The sequence below is a fragment of the Azonexus fungiphilus genome, from assembly GCF_003634965.1.
GTDB classification, from domain to species: Bacteria; Pseudomonadota; Gammaproteobacteria; order Burkholderiales; family Rhodocyclaceae; genus Azonexus; species Azonexus fungiphilus.
Genome location: NZ_RBXP01000013.1, coordinates 349284 through 364341, shown reverse-complemented (window position 1 = coordinate 364341; position 15058 = coordinate 349284). Strand labels below are relative to the sequence as shown.

Here is a 15058-nt window from a genome sequence, read left to right as displayed (position 1 = left end):
CGGCAGACTGCGTGCTACAATTTACCGCATCCCAAAACCGTGTTTCACGATATAAAATGGAGGCAGACATGGATCCCAGGCAACTGCGCGAGGCCGCGCTCTACTATCACCGTCACCCGAAACCGGGCAAGATCGCGGTCACCCCGATCAAGCAACTGACCAACCAGTACGACCTGTCGATGGCCTATTCGCCGGGCGTCGCCTTCGCCTGCGAGGAGATCGTCGCCGATCCGGCCGAGGCCAGCACGCTGACCGCCCGTGCCAACCTGGTCGGCGTCATCACCAACGGCACCGCCGTGCTCGGCCTCGGCCCGATCGGTCCGCTCGCCGCCAAGCCGGTGATGGAAGGCAAGGGCGTGCTGTTCAAGAAGTTCGCCAACATCGACGTCTTCGATCTCGAGATCGAAGAGCGCGATCCGGACAAGCTGATCGACACCATCGCCTCGCTTGAGCCGACCTTCGGTGGCATCAATCTCGAAGACATCAAGGCGCCCGAATGCTTCTACATCGAGAAGAAGCTGCGCGAGCGGATGAAGATTCCCGTCTTCCACGACGACCAGCACGGTACCGCCATCGTGGTCGGTGCCGCCATCCTCAACGGCTTGCACCTGATCGGCAAGGACCTGACCAAGGTCAAGATCGTCACCTCCGGCGCCGGTGCCGCCGCGCTGGCCTGCCTTGATCTCCTGGTCATGCTTGGTGCGCCGGTCGAGAACATCTGGGTCACCGATATCAAGGGCGTGGTCTACGAGGGCCGCGTCGAGGAAATGGACGAGATCAAGGCGCGCTACGCCAAGAAGACCGACGCCCGTACCCTGGGCGAAGTGATCGCCGACGCCGACGTCTTCCTCGGCCTGTCAGCTGGTGGCGTGCTGAAGCCGGAAATGGTCGCGAAAATGGCGCCGACGCCGGTGATCATGGCGCTCGCCAACCCGACCCCGGAAATCCTGCCCGAGCAGGTCAAGGCCGTGCGCGACGACGCCATCATCTGCACCGGTCGTTCCGACTATCCGAACCAGGTCAACAACGTCCTCTGCTTCCCCTTCATCTTCCGCGGCGCGCTCGACGTCGGTGCGACGACGATCACCGAGGAAATGAAGATGGCGGCAGTCAAGGCGATCGCCGAACTGGCTCGCGCCGAACAATCGGAGGTGGTCGCCTCGGCCTACGGCGAGAAGATTTCCGGATTCGGCCCGGAATACCTGATTCCGAAGCCCTTCGATCCGCGCCTGATCGTCAAGATCGCGCCGGCGGTGGCCAAGGCCGGCATGGATTCGGGCGTGGCGACGCGACCGATCCAGGACTGGGATGCCTACCTGCAGGGGTTGAACGAGTTCGTCTACCACTCCGGCCTGATCATGAAGCCGGTTTTCGGTCAGGCACGCATGTCGCCCAAGCGCATCGTTTTTGCCGAGGGCGAAGACGAGCGCGTGCTGCGCGCGGTCCAGGTCGTGCGCGACGAAGGCATTGCCCAGCCGATCCTGATCGGTCGTCCGGACGAAATCCAGCGGCGGATCGAGGCAGCCGGCCTGCGCATCCGTGAAGGCGAGGACTTCGAGGTCATCCACTCGGAAAACAACGCCTTCTTCGATGCGCATTTCGACGAATTCTGGCAGACCTACTACGGGATCATGCAGCGCAAGGGCGTCTCGCCCGATTACGCCCGCCGCGAGGTGCGCCGCCGCAATACCCTGTACGGTGCCCTGATGGTCCGCCTAGGCCACGCCGACGGCCTGATCTGCGGCACCTTCGGCCGTCACGAGACGCACCGCGAGTACGTGCAGAGCGTCATCGGCACCCGTGCCGAGCACGACCGCTACTACACGATGAACCTGCTGCTGCTGCCCGGGCGTACGGTGTTCATTGCCGATACCTACGTCAACTACGACCCGAGTGCCGAACAACTGGCCGAGATGACGCTGATGGCGGCGGAGGAAATCCGCAATTTCGGCATCGTGCCGAAGGTTGCGCTGCTCTCGCATTCGACCTTCGGTACCGAGAACACGCCGACTGCACTGAAGATGCGCGAGGTCCTGGCCGAGCTCAACCGGCGCGCGCCCGAACTCGAGGTCGAGGGCGAAATGCACGGTGATGCGGCGCTCGACGAGCAGATTCGCCAGGCCGCTTTCCCCAACTCGCGCCTCAAGGGGCAGGCCAACCTGCTGGTGATGCCGACGCTCGATGCTGCCAACATCTCGTTCAACCTGCTCAAGGTGGCGGCTGGCGACAACCTGACGGTCGGTCCGATCCTGCTCGGGGCGGCGAAGCCGGTCAACATCCTGACGCCGACGGCGACGGTCCGCCGCATCGTCAACATGACGGCGCTGACGGTGGTTGACGCCTGCTGAAAAGGAGCTTGAGTTTTCGCCGCTATCCTCATGGTTTGATTGAAATTTTGAACCACGTTGATAAACTCGGATAGAATCTGCGGCTATTATCCGGAGCCTATCCATGCGGCGAAAACTACTTGCCTTGCTGGCGTCATTTTCACTGATCGCAGCCCCCCTGCCGACCCTGGCCGCCAAGGCCGAGGCGCAGGCCACCAAGAAGACCGTGGCGAAATCGTCGGTGGCCAAGAAACCGGTGGCCAAGAAGACCCAGGCAAGCAAGAAGAAGGTCGCCCGCAAGAATGCCGGGCCGGTGCGTCACGTTGCCGTCAGCGACGATCCGGCGCGCCTGGCGATCCAGTCGTCGGCGGCGCTGGTGATCGACCAGAACAGCGGCAAGGCGCTGGTCGAGAAGCAGCCCGACGCCGTCGTGCCGATCGCCTCGATCTCCAAGCTGATGACGGCGATGGTCGTGCTCGATGCCGGGCTCGGGCTCGATGAGGTGATCAGCATCGGCCACGAGGACATCGATGATCTCAAGGGCACGCGCTCGCGCCTGCCGGTCGGGACGACGATGACCCGCGAGACGGCGATGCTGCTGGCCCTGATGTCTTCCGAGAATCGCGCGGCGAACGCGCTCGGCCGGCATTATCCGGGTGGCCTGCGCGCCTTCGTCGAGGCGATGAACCGCAAGGCGCGCTCGCTCGGCATGTTCGATTCGCGCTTCGAGGAGCCGACCGGTCTTTCCAGCAACAACGTGTCCACCGCCCACGATCTGGCGCGGATGGTTGCCGCCGCGGCCCGTTACCCGCAGATCCGCATGTTCTCGACTACCGCCGAGGCCAAGATCGAACTCAACGGGCGCATCCAGACCTTCGGCAACACCAATGCGCTGGTGCGTAGCGACAACTGGCAGATCGGCCTGTCGAAGACCGGCTACATTTCCGAAGCCGGGCGTTGCCTGGTGATGCAGGCCTGGGTTGCCGACAAGCCGGTGGTCATCGTGCTGCTCGATTCGCAGGGCAAGATGACCCGCGTCGGTGATGCCAACCGGATCAAGCGCTGGATGGAGAGTGCTTCGCTGGCCAAGGTGACGCGGCCGACCTGAGCCGCCTGGCGGCAAGGTGAAGCGATGCGGGCTGCCCTGGGCAGCCCGTTTTCATTTGCGCGGGCCGGTGTAGCCGAGGGCCTGCGATACGGCGTCGGCGGTTTCCCGGACCTGGCGGGCCCAGTCGGGGTCGTGGCGGTCGGCCGGTGCCGAGACCGACAGCGCCGCCACGACATGGCCTTCGTCGTCGTGGATCGGCGCGGCGACGCACTTGAGGCCGAGTTCGGCTTCCTCGTCGTCGTAGGCGATGCCGTGGCGACGGACCTTGTCGAGTTCCTTCTCGAGGCCTTCGAGGGTGGTCAGCGAGTGCGGCGTCTTGCCCGGCAGGCCGGTGCGGCGGGCATATTCGCGGACGCGCTGGGTGCCCTCGGCGGCGAGGAAGAGCTTGCCGAGCGAGGTCAGGTGCAGCGGCGCACGGCCGCCGACGAGATAGACGACGCGAACCAGCGAGCGGCCCGACGAGGTCCGCTCGAGATAGACGATTTCGTCGTCGTGACGGGCGCCGAGGTTGATCGCTTCGCCGATCTTCTCGTGCAGTTCCTGCATGTAGGGCAGGGCGACTTCGCGCAGGTTGATCCGCGACTTGACGATGTTGCCGAGCTCGAGCAGACGGATGCCGAGGCGATAGGTGCCGGCGTCCTGGCGTTCGACGAAACGGGCGTTGCACATCGCTGCGAGGATGCGGTGGGCGGTCGACGGATGCAGTTCGGTGGCGCCGGCCAGCTGTTTCAGGCTGGCGGCGTCGGGGGCGGCGGCAAGCGCGTCGAGCAGCGACATCATGCGCTCGATGACCTGGATCGAACCGGGCGTGCGGGTGGCGCCCTCGGCTGCTTCTGACAACTGGATTCCTTTATTTGCGGGGTTTGAGTAGCATTGGCTACTTTGCCTTCTTGTGCGGCGCAATATTAGCATGCGGATCGCCTTATTCGTTACCTGCCTCGTAGACCTGATGCGCCCAGCCGTGGGCTTTGCCGCCTTGCGCCTGCTCGAGGCGAGCGGCAACGAGGTGGTCGTGCCGCCGGGCCAGACCTGTTGCGGTCAACCGGCCTGGAGCGCCGGAAACCGCCCGCTTGCCGAGGACCTGGCGCGCCAGACGATTGCCGAGCTGGAAGCCTACGATGCGGTGGTCGTGCCCTCCGGCTCCTGCGCCGAGCAGATCCGCCTGACCTATCCCAAGCTGTTCGCCGACGATCCCGTCTGGGGGCCGCGGGCACAGGCCTTGGCGGCGCGGACCCGCGAACTGAGCGAATTCCTTGCCGGGCAGGAGCCCCCGCTGCTGCCGCCCGGCGAGTTTGCCGGCCGCGTCACTTACCACGACTCGTGCAAGGGCTTGCGCGGTCTCGGCATCAAGGCCCAGCCGCGTGCCCTGCTGGGCCGGGTGCGTGGCCTGAGCCTGACCGAGATGGCCGATTGCGAGGAGTGCTGCGGTTTCGGCGGCGCCTTCGCGGAGAACTACGCCGACATCTCGGCGCGCATCGTCGACCGCAAGTGCGAATCGATTGCCGCGGCCGGTGCCGATGCGGTGGTTGGCGGCGATCTCGGCTGCCTGCTCAACATCGAGGGCCGCTTGCGCCGGCGCGGCGACGAGACGACGCGCGTCCTCCACTTCGCCGAAGTGCTTGCCGGCGAGGAGCCCCGATGAGCGTCACCCGGCACAACGCGGCGCATTCGCAGGCGATGTCGTTCACCGCCCAGGCTGCCGTCAAGACCCGCAACCCGGTGCTGCAGAAGGCCTTGCAGAAGGCCAAGCCGCTCTTCTCCGGCAAGCGTGCCAAGGCTATCGCGGCGCTGCCTGACGACGGGCTCGAGTTCGAGCAGTTGCGCGATGCCTGTGCCGGCATCCGCGACCGGGTTCTCGGCGATCTCGACGTCTGGCTCGAAATCTTCGAGGAAAACGCCCGGGCGCGCGGCGCCGAGGTGCTGTGGGCGCGCGACGGCGCCGAGATCTGCGACCTGGTCATCGATGTCGCTCGCCGCCACGGCGTGCGCAAGGCCACCAAGTCGAAGTCGATGCTCTCCGAGGAGGCGCATCTCAACGCCGCGCTCGCCGCCGCCGGCATCGAGCCGGTCGAGACCGACCTCGGCGAGTACATCATCCAGCTTGCCGGCGAAGCGCCCTCGCACATCATCGCGCCGGCGGTGCACAAGACGCTGGCCGAGGTCGAGGCATTATTTGCCGAAAACCACGGTCGACCGCAACAGCCGCGCACTTCCGACGACATTCCGGCGCTCACCCGCGAAGCTCGCGGCGTGCTGCGCCAGCATTTCCTGTCGGCCGACATGGGCATTTCCGGCGCCAACTTCCTGATCGCCGAGACCGGCACCGCGGCGCTGGTCACCAACGAGGGCAACGGCCGCATGGTGACGACGCTGCCGCGCGTGCATGTGGTCGTTACCGGGATCGAGAAGGTGGTTCCGACGCTCGAGGACTTCGCGACGCTGATGCGCCTGCTGCCGCGTTCGGCAACCGGCCAGACGATCTCCAACTATGTCTCGCTGCTCACCGGCACGCGCGCCGACGACGAAAGCGAGGGGCCGACCAAGACCGTCTTCATCCTGGTCGACAACGGTCGTGCCGACGTCGTCGGTTCGCACTACCGCGAGATCCTGCGCTGCATCCGCTGCGGCGCCTGCATGAACCACTGCCCGGTCTATTTTTCGCTCGGCGGTCACGCTTACGGCTGGGTCTATCCGGGGCCGATGGGGTCGGTGCTGACGCCCTTGTACACCGGCATCGAGAACGCGCTCGACCTGCCGCACGCGTCCACCGGCTGCCGCCAGTGCTCGAACGTCTGCCCGGTGCGCATCCCGCTGCCCGAGCTGATGCACGGCCTGCGCCAGGAGCAGCAGCGGCGCGGCCTGCGCCCTTGGGGCGAGCGCTTCGGCCTGCGCGCCTGGGCCTGGATCGCCGGTCGGCCGCGGCTGTACCGGGCGCTGACCCGGATCGCCGCGCGTTACCTGAACTGGCTGGCCGACGGCCAGGGACGCATCCGCATTTTCGGCTTCGCGCCGGGGTGGACCGCTGCACGCGACCTGCCGGTCGCCGGCGGCCGCACATTTTTCGAACAATACGCAGCAAGAAAGCGAGACTGACGATGGAATTCGCACCCGACGGCCCGATGGCCATTCCGCTCTGGATCAACGGCCGGGCCTGCCTGACCATGGGCGAGCGCTTCTTCGACGTGGTCAACCCGGTCAGCGGCGAGGCCCGCTACCGCGTGCCGATGTGTGCCGCCGGGGAAGCGGCGCAGGCGGTTGCCGCCGCCCGCGATGCCCAGGGCGCCTGGGCGGCGATGGGCCTGTCGGCGCGCCAGGTCTGCCTGGGCCGCCTGGCCGACGGACTCGAGCGCTACGCTGGCCATTTCGCCAAGTTGCTCAGCCAGGACAGCGGTTGCGCCGAGGCTGACGCGGCGGCCGAGGTCGCCGCCGCGGTCGCCGGGCTGCGCACGCTGGCGGTCGGCGAGACCGGCGTTGCCGGCCTGGTGGTCGACGCCGGCAGGCCGCTGGCCGGGCTGGTCGAGGCAGCCGTGCCGGCACTGCTCGCCGGTGCGACGCTGGTCGTCAAGCCGAGCCCGCAGGCGCCGTCGGCGGCCTTTGCGCTGTGCGAACTGGCGACTCGCGCCGACTGGCCGGCCGGCGTGCTCAACCTGGTGCACGGCGACGGGCCGGTGATCGAGGGCCTGTGCGCCGCCGGTGTCGACCGCCTGCGCTTTGTCGGCGACGCGGCGCTCGGCGCCCGTGTCGGCGAACTCGCCGGCAAGTACGGCACTGCCTTCGCTGCCGCCTGATGCAACGGATCGTTTACCTCGAGCGCGAGTCGATCGTCGCCGACGTGCGCCGGCCGGCCTTCGAGCACACCTGGGTCGAGTATCCGAAGACGGCGCCCGGCGAGGTCGTCGAGCGCCTGCAAGGGGCGACCATCGCGATCGTCAACAAGGCGCCGCTGCCGGCGTTTGCGGTCGACGCGCTGCCGGCGCTGAAAATGGTCGCGGTCGCCGCCACCGGTACCAACATCGTTGACCTCGAGGCCTGCCGCCGGCGCGGCATCGTCGTCAGCAACATCCGCGGTTACGCCGCGCAGACCATTCCCGAGCACGTCTTCGCACTGCTGCTGGCGCTCTCGCGCAATCTCTTCGCCTGGCGCGAGACGGTCGCTGCCGGTCGCTGGCAGCAAGCCGAGCAGTTCTGCCTGTTCGACCATCCGATCCGCGACCTGCACGGCGCCACGCTGGGTGTTGTCGGTTCGGGCAGCCTGGGCAGCGGCGTCGTCCGCCTTGGCGAGGCCTTCGGCATGCGCGTGCTGCGCGCCGAGCAGCGCGATGCCACGGTCGTCCGTCCTGGCTACACGCCCTTTGCCGAAGTCCTGGCCGAGGCCGATGCGATCAGCCTGCATTGCCCGCTGACCGAATCGACGCGACACCTGATCGGCGCCGCCGAGCTGCGGGCGATGAAGCGCTCGGCCCTGCTGATCAATACCGCGCGCGGCGGCATCGTCGACGAAGCGGCGCTGATCCAGGCCCTGCGCGAAGGCTGGATCGCCGGTGCCGGTTTCGACGTGATCACTGCCGAGCCGCCGCCCGCCGGTCATCCGATGGTCGATCCGGCCCTGCTGGCGCTGCCCAACTTCATCCTCACGCCGCACGTCGCCTGGTCGAGCCGGCCGGCAATACAGGCGCTGGCCGACCAGTTGATCGACAACATCGAGGCCTTCGTCGCCGGCACGCCGAGGAACGTCGTCGCATGAGCGCGCGCGACGAGATTCTCGGCCGCGTTCGCGCCGGCCTTGCCAAGGGCGATGCCGGCAGTCGCCGGGCGGCGGCGCTGGCCCGCCTGCAGGCGCATCCGCCGGGGCCGCGGCCGACCTTGGCCGGCGACCTGGTGGCGCGTTTTCGTGACAAGGCCCAGAGCCTGGCCAGCACCGTCGAGCAGGTCGACGACTACGCCGCGGTGCCGGCGCGCGTCGCCGCCTATCTCGCCGGCCTCGGCTTGCCGGCGCAGGCGGTGACGGCGCTCGACGTCGCCGGCCTCGACTGGGCGGCGGCAGGCCTGGCCTGGCGCAGCGGTGTCGCGGTCGACGCCGATCCGGTGGGAATTTCCGGCTGCTTCTGCGCGATTGCCGAAACCGGCACGCTGATGCTGCTGTCCGGGGCGTCGACGCCGGCCTCGGTCAGCCTGCTGCCGGAAACGCACATCGCGCTGGTGCCGGCGGCACGCATCGTGGCCACGATGGAAGACGCCTTCGCGCTGCTGCGCGCCGAACGCGGCGCCTTGCCGCGCGCCGTCAATTTCGTGTCCGGGCCGTCGCGCACCGGCGACATCGAGCAAACCATCGTTCTCGGCGCCCACGGGCCCTGCCGGGTGCATCTGATCGTGATCGGGGAAAACGCATGACCATCCAGTTTGCCGTGCGCGGCGACCATATCCAGCTCGACCAGCTGCTCAAGGCGACCGGCCTGTGCGAATCCGGCGGCGCCGCCCATGCGGCGATCGCCGACGGCCAGGTCTGCGTCGATGCGACGGTCGACACCCGGAAACGGGCAAAATTGCGGCCCGGTCAGCGGGTCAGCTTTGCCGGTGCAGAGATCGAGCTGATCGCCGGCTAGGTAGCCGCCGGCCTCAGTCGAGCCAGCGAACCGGGGCGGCCAGCCCGGGATGCTTGCCCGGGCGCCCGGCGTAGTGCGCGGCGATGGCCGCCAGGTCGCGCTCGCGGTCGCCGCTCGGTGTCAGGTAGGCGAGGATGCCGGCCTCGCGCCGGGCGTAATCGACGAAGCCAAGGCCGATCGGCACCCCGGCGGCGACGGCGATGCGGTAGAAGCCGCTTTTCCAGCCGGCGGTCAGCGCCCGCGTGCCTTCGGGGGCGATGACCAGCATGAAGTGCTGGCGTTGCCCGAACTCGGCCGCCATCTGGTCGACGAAGCCGTTGCGTCGGCGACGATCCACCGGGACGCCGCCGAGGCGTCGCAGCAGGCCGCCGAAGGGCCAGCGGAAAAGACTGTCCTTGCCCACCCAGTGGGCGTCGAGACCGAGCGCCAGCTTGACCAGCAGGGCATAGACGCCGTCCCAGTTGGAGGTGTGCGGGTAGGCGACGAGCACCGCCCGCGGCGGGCGATCCGGGCTGTCGACGAGGGTCCAGCCGAGGCTGGCGAGGAGCTTGCGGGCGAGTTTCTGCATCGGGGTTTCAGCACATCTTGACGACGATGTCGTGCAGCGTGTTGGCGCAGTGCGCCATGCGGTCGGCGGCGTTGGACAGGTGGCGGTAGATTTCGCGGCGCTTGAACATGTGGATGTAGTCGTCGCCCTGGAAGAGGTCGGCGATCGCCCGCCGATAGGCTTTCTCGACCCGCCGCTCGGCCTTGCGTGCGGCGTCGGCGTCGTCGGCCGCTGTCGCCGGGCTGGTCGCCAGCCGGGTGAAGCCGAGCAGCAGCGCGTCGGTGCCGAGCTTGATGTGCATCGCCATCTCCAGGCAGTGCTTGTCCGGCGCCAGGCCGAGGACTTCCATCTCGCTGACCGTGGTCTTGCAGTAATTGACGATCTCGTCGAGGTCCATGATCGCGCGGTAGAGATCCTCGCGATCGATCGGCGTCGAAAAGGCCTCGTTCAGCGTGTGCAGGTTGTGGATCTTGACCCGGTCGGCCTCGTGTTCGTCCTTGCGGATCTGGCGGCCGGTTTCGGGCGCGGCGGTTTCCATGAATTCGACCAGCAGGCCGGCGGTTTGCGCCACCTGCTGGCACTGCAGCGTCAGCATCGCGAAGAAGTCGGGCATCTTGGGAAAGATGCGTTCGAGCAGCCGGGCGAACAGCGAGGGCGGGGCGGCGCCTGGATTCATGGATGGCCTCCGAGGAAAAGATGGACCAGGGCATAAGCCTGGATGGCGACGAGGGCGGCGCCGGGAATGGTGATCAGCCAGGTTGTCGCGATGTCCTTGGCCTTCGCCCAGCGCACCGCGCGCGGCCGTTCCGAGGCGCCGATGCCCATGATCGAGGTGGCGACGATGTGGGTTGTCGATACCGGTGCGCCGCCGAGCGAGGCGCCCATGATCACCAGCGCCGAGGTCAGCTGCGAGCCGAGCGCATGCACCGGGCGCACCCGGTAGATGGCGAAGCCGAGGGTGCGCACGATGCGCCAGCCGCCGGAGAGGATGCCGAGGGTGATCGCCGAGGCGCAGGCGAGCATCACCCAGAACGGCACCTCGAAATGCGGGATGAAGCCGCCGAGCAGCAGCACCAGGGTCAGGATGCCCATGCTTTTCTGGGCGTCGTTGGCGCCGTGCGAGAAGGCCAGGCCGGCGGCGGTGAAGAACTGGGCGTAGCGCAGCCGGGTGTTGGCGGCCGGGGTCGCGGCACGCAGCAGCAAGTGCATCAGGCGATGGATCAGGAAGCCGGCCCAGAAGCCGAGCAGCGGCGACAGCACCAGCGCGGCGAGGACCTTGACGATGCCGCTCAGGCGGCCGTCGGCGAGTTCGGCGAAGCCCCAGACGACATGGTCGACGCCGACGCCGACGACGACCGCGCCGATCAGGCCGCCGACCAGCGCGTGCGACGACGACGAGGGAATGCCGAAATACCAGGTCGCCAGGTTCCAGGCGATTGCCCCGAGCAGGCCGCAGAGCAGGACCGACAGCGAGAGCAGCGGGGCGACGCCGTCGAGGGCGACGAACTTGCCGATGGTGTTGGCGACGGCGGTGCCGCCGAGCAGCGGGCCGAGGAATTCGAAGAAGCCGACGACGATGACGGCCTGCACCGGCGTCATCGCGCGCGAGGCGATCACCGTGGCGACGATGTTGGCGGCGTCGTGGAAGCCGTTGGTGTAGTCGAAGAGCAGGACGACGACGACGGTCGCCAGCGCCAGCAGGAACAGGGTATCCATGCATTCGGCCCGGTTGCGGGCCTGCCTCCGTATCGTTCTTGGTTTTTGCCCAGTATAGGCGTCCGCCGGAGCCCGCGGAAGCCCCGCATTGACGGTCGACACGGTAAAATAAGCAAATTCTAATAATTTGTCGTGCTACCGAGAACCGCCATGTCCCGTCCCCGCTTTTTCGAGATTTCCCGTACCTTCGCCCCCGGCTGGTTCGCCGCCGTCATGGGCACCGGCGTGCTCGCCCTGAGCACGCGCGGGCTGGCTGCGCACTGGCCGGCTTTGCTGCTGCCGGCGCAGCTGCTGCACTGGTTCAACGTCGGCCTCTTCTGCCTGCTGGCGCTGCCCTGGCTGACCCGCTGGCTGCGTTTTCCGGCGGCAGCGCTGCAGACGCTGCAGCATCCGGTCCAGGCCAGCTTCTATCCGACCTTCTCGATTGCGCTGCTGGTGCTTGCCGCCCAGTGGCTGCAATTCACGTCGTGGACCGGCGTCGCGCTGGTCTTCTGGTGGGGCGGCGTCGGCCTGCATTTCACGTTCAGCTTCGTGGTGCTGTTCTTCGTCTTTCGCGGCGAACAGGTCACGGTCGACCACGTCACGCCGGCAAAATTCATCCCCGCGGTCGGCCTCGTCGTCATGCCGCTGGCCGGCGCTCCGCTGCTGGCGCATGTCGGCGACGGCCTGCGCGAATGGATGCTGACGATCAACCTGATCGGTCTCGGCGCCGGCAGCATGATGTACCTTGGCCTGCTCGGCATGACGCTGCAGCGGCAGTACCTGCACAAGCCGGCACAGGGCATCCTGACGCCGACCGTGTGGATCCACCTGGCGCCGATCGGCGTTATTCCGGTCAGCCTGATGAACCTCGTCGAGCAACTGCCGTGGCCGGCGCTGCGCGATGTCGCAGCGCTGTTGATGGCGCTGGTCTGGGGCTTCGGCGTCTGGTGGCTGGTGATGGCGACGTTGCTGACGCTGGCGGCGCGGGCCGCCGGCCAGCTGCCGTTCGCGCTGTCGTGGTGGGGGTTCACCTTCCCGCTCGGCGCCTTTGCCGGCGAGAGCCTGCGCCTGCATGCGCTGTTCGGCTGGGCGAGCTTCCTTGTCGTCGCGACGCTGGCCTGGGCGCTGCTGTGCGGCTTGTGGGCGACGACCGCCTGGCGCACCGCGCGCGGCGCGATCGGCGGCGGCATCTTCGCGCCGCATCCCTGAACCTCGCCGGCCCGCGGTGTTCGGCCCCGAACTGCTCTGCCTGCCGCCGCTCGCCTGGTGGCTGCTCAACCGCGCCATCCGGCGCGGTCTGCGCGCGCCGCGCCTGGCCAGGCCGGTGCTGCCGCCCGGCTTGCCGGCCGAGCTGGTGAGCCTGCCGACGGTCAACGGCAAGACCCTGCGCGGCTGGTTCGTGGCGGGGGCGCCGCCGGCCCGCATCGTCGTCCTGATGCATGGCTGGGGCGGCAATGCGGCGACCCTGCTGCCGCTGGCCGAACCGCTGGCCCGGGCCGGCTACGGCCTGCTCATGGTCGATGCGCGCTGCCACGGCGACAGTGACGGCGACAGCTTCGCCTCGCTGCCACGCTTCGCCGAGGATATCGAGGCCTGCCTCGAGTGGCTCGCCGCCCGCCCCGGATTGGCGCCGGCCGGCGTCGCCCTGGCCGGACATTCGGTCGGGGCCGGCGCGGCGCTGCTGGTCGCCAGCCGGCGACCGGGGTTGCGGGCGGTGCTCAGCCTCGCCGCCTTCGCCCACCCGGCACCGCTGATGCGCCGCTGGCTGGCGGCGTTGCGCATCCCTTACCGGCCGCTCGGCGCCTACATCGTGGCATACGTCGAGCGGACCATCGGCCGGCGTTTCGACGACATCGCCCCGGTGCGGACGATCCGCGATGTCGCTTGTCCGGTCCTGCTGGTCCATGGTGACGCCGATGTCACGGTGCCGCCGGCCGAGGCCCGCGAAATCCTGGCGGCTGCCGGCGGTCACGCCGAATTGCTGATGGTGGCCGGCAGCCACGACGATTTCGGCGACGTCGAGGCGCATCTGCCGACGCTGCTGGCCTTTTTCGAGTGCGCATTCGCGGACGAAAAAAAGGCGGGCGACTAGCGCCCGCCCAAGCGGAGTCTGCCCCGTTTGGCGTCAGGGCAGGAGGAAAGAGGCTTTTTCGCGCAGCGTGATCTCGGGATTGCCTTCGGCGGCGATCGTGAAGTGGATCGGGTTGGAGCCGCGCTTGCCGGATTCCGGCGGCGCCGCGACGACGACGTTGAACGAGGTCAGGCCGGCCGCCTTGGCGTCGACGCTGTCGTCGCCGGCGATTTTTGCCCCGTCGAGGCCGTCGACCGTGATCTTGTAGCGCTGCGGCGATTCCGACGTGTTCATGATCTGCAGCATGAAGACGTTCTCGATGCTGCCATCGTCGGCTTCGCGGGCCAGCGTCGAGCGGTCGCGGATGATGTCGACCTTGAGCGGGATGCGGTGCATCAGGAACCAGCCGGCGATCACCGTGATCAGGATCAGGATCGCCGTGTACACCAGGATGCGCGGCCGCACGATGTGCGCCAGGATGCTCTTGTGATCGAGCTTCTCCTTCATCGCGTTCTCGGTCGAGTAGCGCACCAGGCCGCGCGGCAGTCCGACCTTGTCCATCACCTGGTCGCAGACATCGACGCAGGCGGCACAGCCGATGCACTCGTACTGCAGGCCGTCGCGGATGTCGATGCCGGTCGGGCAGACGACCACGCACTGGCCGCAATCGACGCAATCACCGAGCTTGCTGGTGTCGGCGCCTTTCTTGCGGATGCCGCGCGGCTCGCCCCGTTCCGGGTCGTAGGTGATGATCAGCGTGTCCGGGTCGAACATCACGCTCTGGAAGCGGGCATACGGGCACATGTACTTGCACACCTGCTCGCGCATGAAGCCGGCGAAGAGCATCGTGAAGCCGCCATAGACGAAGATCCAGAAGGTTTCCCAGGGGCCCAGGCTGTTGGTCAGGACGTTGTTGATCAATTCATGCACCGGCGTGAAATAGCCGACCAATGTGAATCCGGTCCAGAGCGAGAGCAGGCCCCAGAGCAGGAATTTGGTGCCCTTGATGCGCAGCTTGCGGGCGTCGAGCGGTGCCTTGTCGAGCTTGATCCGGGCGTTGCGATCGCCCTCGACCCAGTTCTCGATCCACATGAACAGCTGGGTATATACCGTCTGCGGACAGGCGTAGCCGCAGAACAACCGGCCGGCGACGGCGGTGACCAGGAACAGGGCGTAGGCCGAAATGATCAGCAGGATCGCCAGGTAGATGACGTCCTGCGGCCAGAAAACCAGGCCGAAGATGTAGAACTTGCGCTCTACCAGGTGGAAGAGCAGCGCCTGACGACCGTTCCATTCCAGCCAGAGTCCGCCGTAGAAGAGGATCTGGGTGAGGACGACGAGGGCGATGCGCCAGTTGTCGAAAAAGCCGCGCACATGCTTGGCGTAGATTTTCCGGCGTTTTTCGTAAAGGGAAACTTCGGCGGGTTGATCCGCTGTTTTCTGACGATCCGCGTGACTCATTGTTGTTCTGCATCCGTTGATTGTTATGGTCGGAAACCGGGGGGCCGGCACCCCGCCCGCCCGGCGGCAAGAAGCAAGCCTGCGGGGCGAACTAAGGGGGAAATGCCCCCGGACGGACGGGGTGCCGGCAGCCCAATCTTGCCAAGGAAAGCGCTGCGAGCTGTGGAAGGTGTCCCCCGGTTTCCACTATTCTGATATCAAGTTGCGTGCCAGCCTATGTCTTTCGTCAAGTGGCGATTCAAA

General features: G+C 67.4%; 15 protein-coding genes. 10 read left to right on the top strand and 5 right to left on the bottom strand.

Annotation, left to right across the window (positions count from 1 at the left end):
* The first annotated feature begins 68 nt into the window (after positions 1–68).
* Together DFR40_RS07255 and pbpG are read left to right on the top strand one after the other, a co-directional pair.
* Entirely contained in the window at positions 69–2348 is a 2280-nt protein-coding gene (locus DFR40_RS07255; protein WP_121457811.1) for an NADP-dependent malic enzyme, read from the top strand.
* Between the two features lie 103 nt (positions 2349–2451).
* Positions 2452–3435 carry a D-alanyl-D-alanine endopeptidase gene (pbpG, locus tag DFR40_RS07250; RefSeq protein WP_121457810.1) on the top strand — a complete coding sequence of 328 codons (984 nt, stop codon included), beginning with the start codon at positions 2452–2454 and terminating at the stop codon, positions 3433–3435.
* Positions 3436–3486: 51 nt separating this feature from the next.
* Here the strand turns inward: pbpG and DFR40_RS07245 are convergent, their stop codons facing one another.
* The gene (locus DFR40_RS07245) at positions 3487–4215 is read right to left on the bottom strand and encodes an IclR family transcriptional regulator (protein ID WP_121457898.1); all 729 of its coding nucleotides are present in this window, start codon (positions 4213–4215) and stop codon (positions 3487–3489) included.
* A gap of 130 nt (positions 4216–4345) precedes the next feature.
* Here DFR40_RS07245 and DFR40_RS07240 point away from each other — a divergent pair, with 130 nt between their 5' ends.
* Genes DFR40_RS07240 through DFR40_RS07215 form a run of 6 tightly spaced genes read left to right on the top strand, consistent with a single transcriptional unit; the run spans position 4346 to position 9038 of the window.
* Complete coding sequence (locus DFR40_RS07240) at positions 4346–5077, top strand: (Fe-S)-binding protein (protein ID WP_121457809.1); 732 nt, start codon at positions 4346–4348, stop codon at positions 5075–5077.
* Complete coding sequence (locus DFR40_RS07235; protein WP_211329745.1) at positions 5074–6528, top strand: lactate utilization protein B; 1455 nt, start codon at positions 5074–5076, stop codon at positions 6526–6528. Before DFR40_RS07240 ends, DFR40_RS07235 begins: the two co-directional genes overlap by 4 nt.
* A 2-nt stretch (positions 6529–6530) precedes the next feature.
* Entirely contained in the window at positions 6531–7223 is a 693-nt protein-coding gene (locus DFR40_RS17375) for an aldehyde dehydrogenase family protein (protein WP_121457808.1), read from the top strand.
* Positions 7223–8179, top strand: coding sequence for a D-2-hydroxyacid dehydrogenase (locus DFR40_RS07225; RefSeq protein WP_121457807.1), 957 nt, complete (start codon positions 7223–7225; stop codon positions 8177–8179). The genes DFR40_RS17375 and DFR40_RS07225 overlap by 1 nt, the downstream gene beginning before the upstream one ends.
* Positions 8176–8826: a LutC/YkgG family protein gene (locus DFR40_RS07220; protein ID WP_121457806.1), complete on the top strand. Its 651-nt coding sequence runs from the start codon at positions 8176–8178 to the stop codon at positions 8824–8826. Before DFR40_RS07225 ends, DFR40_RS07220 begins: the two co-directional genes overlap by 4 nt.
* On the top strand, positions 8823–9038 hold the full coding sequence (locus DFR40_RS07215; RefSeq protein ID WP_121457805.1) for an RNA-binding S4 domain-containing protein: 216 nt from the start codon (positions 8823–8825) through the stop codon (positions 9036–9038). Before DFR40_RS07220 ends, DFR40_RS07215 begins: the two co-directional genes overlap by 4 nt.
* Positions 9039–9051: 13 nt before the next feature.
* Here DFR40_RS07215 and DFR40_RS07210 read toward each other — a convergent pair whose 3' ends face one another.
* From DFR40_RS07210 to DFR40_RS07200, 3 genes are read right to left on the bottom strand one after another with little or no spacing between them, the layout of a single operon-like run.
* On the bottom strand, positions 9052–9606 hold the full coding sequence (locus DFR40_RS07210; RefSeq protein WP_121457804.1) for a lysophospholipid acyltransferase family protein: 555 nt from the start codon (positions 9604–9606) through the stop codon (positions 9052–9054).
* 7 nt (positions 9607–9613) lie between these two features.
* Positions 9614–10261 (bottom strand): DUF47 domain-containing protein, encoded by a 648-nt coding sequence (locus DFR40_RS07205; RefSeq protein WP_121457803.1) that lies wholly within the window; start codon positions 10259–10261, stop codon positions 9614–9616.
* Positions 10258–11301: an inorganic phosphate transporter gene (locus DFR40_RS07200; protein ID WP_121457802.1), complete on the bottom strand. Its 1044-nt coding sequence runs from the start codon at positions 11299–11301 to the stop codon at positions 10258–10260. The genes DFR40_RS07205 and DFR40_RS07200 overlap by 4 nt, the downstream gene beginning before the upstream one ends.
* A 150-nt stretch (positions 11302–11451) precedes the next feature.
* On the opposite strand from DFR40_RS07200, the gene DFR40_RS07195 reads away from it, so the two are divergent.
* Together DFR40_RS07195 and DFR40_RS07190 are read left to right on the top strand one after the other, a co-directional pair.
* The gene (locus DFR40_RS07195; RefSeq protein WP_121457801.1) at positions 11452–12492 is read left to right on the top strand and encodes a TDT family transporter; all 1041 of its coding nucleotides are present in this window, start codon (positions 11452–11454) and stop codon (positions 12490–12492) included.
* A gap of 16 nt (positions 12493–12508) precedes the next feature.
* Positions 12509–13375, top strand: a complete 867-nt coding sequence (locus DFR40_RS07190) for an alpha/beta hydrolase (RefSeq protein WP_121457800.1) — start codon at positions 12509–12511, stop codon at positions 13373–13375.
* A 33-nt stretch (positions 13376–13408) separates the two neighbouring features.
* On the opposite strand, the gene ccoG is transcribed toward DFR40_RS07190, so the two are convergent.
* On the bottom strand, positions 13409–14815 hold the full coding sequence (ccoG, locus tag DFR40_RS07185; protein ID WP_121457799.1) for a cytochrome c oxidase accessory protein CcoG: 1407 nt from the start codon (positions 14813–14815) through the stop codon (positions 13409–13411).
* Positions 14816–15058 lie beyond the last annotated feature (243 nt).

What these genes read in the sequence shown, in the direction of transcription:
- DFR40_RS07200 (WP_121457802.1), bottom strand. Translation starts at nt 11,301, where the DNA reads ATGGATACCCTGTTCCTGCTGGCGCTGGCGACCGTCGTCGTCGTCCTG.
- DFR40_RS07225 (WP_121457807.1), top strand. Translation starts at nt 7,223, where the DNA reads ATGCAACGGATCGTTTACCTCGAGCGCGAGTCGATCGTCGCCGACGTG.
- DFR40_RS07220 (WP_121457806.1), top strand. Translation starts at nt 8,176, where the DNA reads ATGAGCGCGCGCGACGAGATTCTCGGCCGCGTTCGCGCCGGCCTTGCC.
- DFR40_RS07215 (WP_121457805.1), top strand. Translation starts at nt 8,823, where the DNA reads ATGACCATCCAGTTTGCCGTGCGCGGCGACCATATCCAGCTCGACCAG.
- DFR40_RS07235 (WP_211329745.1), top strand. Translation starts at nt 5,074, where the DNA reads ATGAGCGTCACCCGGCACAACGCGGCGCATTCGCAGGCGATGTCGTTC.
- DFR40_RS07195 (WP_121457801.1), top strand. Translation starts at nt 11,452, where the DNA reads ATGTCCCGTCCCCGCTTTTTCGAGATTTCCCGTACCTTCGCCCCCGGC.
- ccoG (WP_121457799.1), bottom strand. Translation starts at nt 14,815, where the DNA reads ATGAGTCACGCGGATCGTCAGAAAACAGCGGATCAACCCGCCGAAGTT.
- DFR40_RS07205 (WP_121457803.1), bottom strand. Translation starts at nt 10,261, where the DNA reads ATGAATCCAGGCGCCGCCCCGCCCTCGCTGTTCGCCCGGCTGCTCGAA.
- DFR40_RS07255 (WP_121457811.1), top strand. Translation starts at nt 69, where the DNA reads ATGGATCCCAGGCAACTGCGCGAGGCCGCGCTCTACTATCACCGTCAC.
- pbpG (WP_121457810.1), top strand. Translation starts at nt 2,452, where the DNA reads ATGCGGCGAAAACTACTTGCCTTGCTGGCGTCATTTTCACTGATCGCA.
- DFR40_RS07240 (WP_121457809.1), top strand. Translation starts at nt 4,346, where the DNA reads ATGCGGATCGCCTTATTCGTTACCTGCCTCGTAGACCTGATGCGCCCA.
- DFR40_RS17375 (WP_121457808.1), top strand. Translation starts at nt 6,531, where the DNA reads ATGGAATTCGCACCCGACGGCCCGATGGCCATTCCGCTCTGGATCAAC.
- DFR40_RS07245 (WP_121457898.1), bottom strand. Translation starts at nt 4,215, where the DNA reads ATGATGTCGCTGCTCGACGCGCTTGCCGCCGCCCCCGACGCCGCCAGC.
- DFR40_RS07210 (WP_121457804.1), bottom strand. Translation starts at nt 9,606, where the DNA reads ATGCAGAAACTCGCCCGCAAGCTCCTCGCCAGCCTCGGCTGGACCCTC.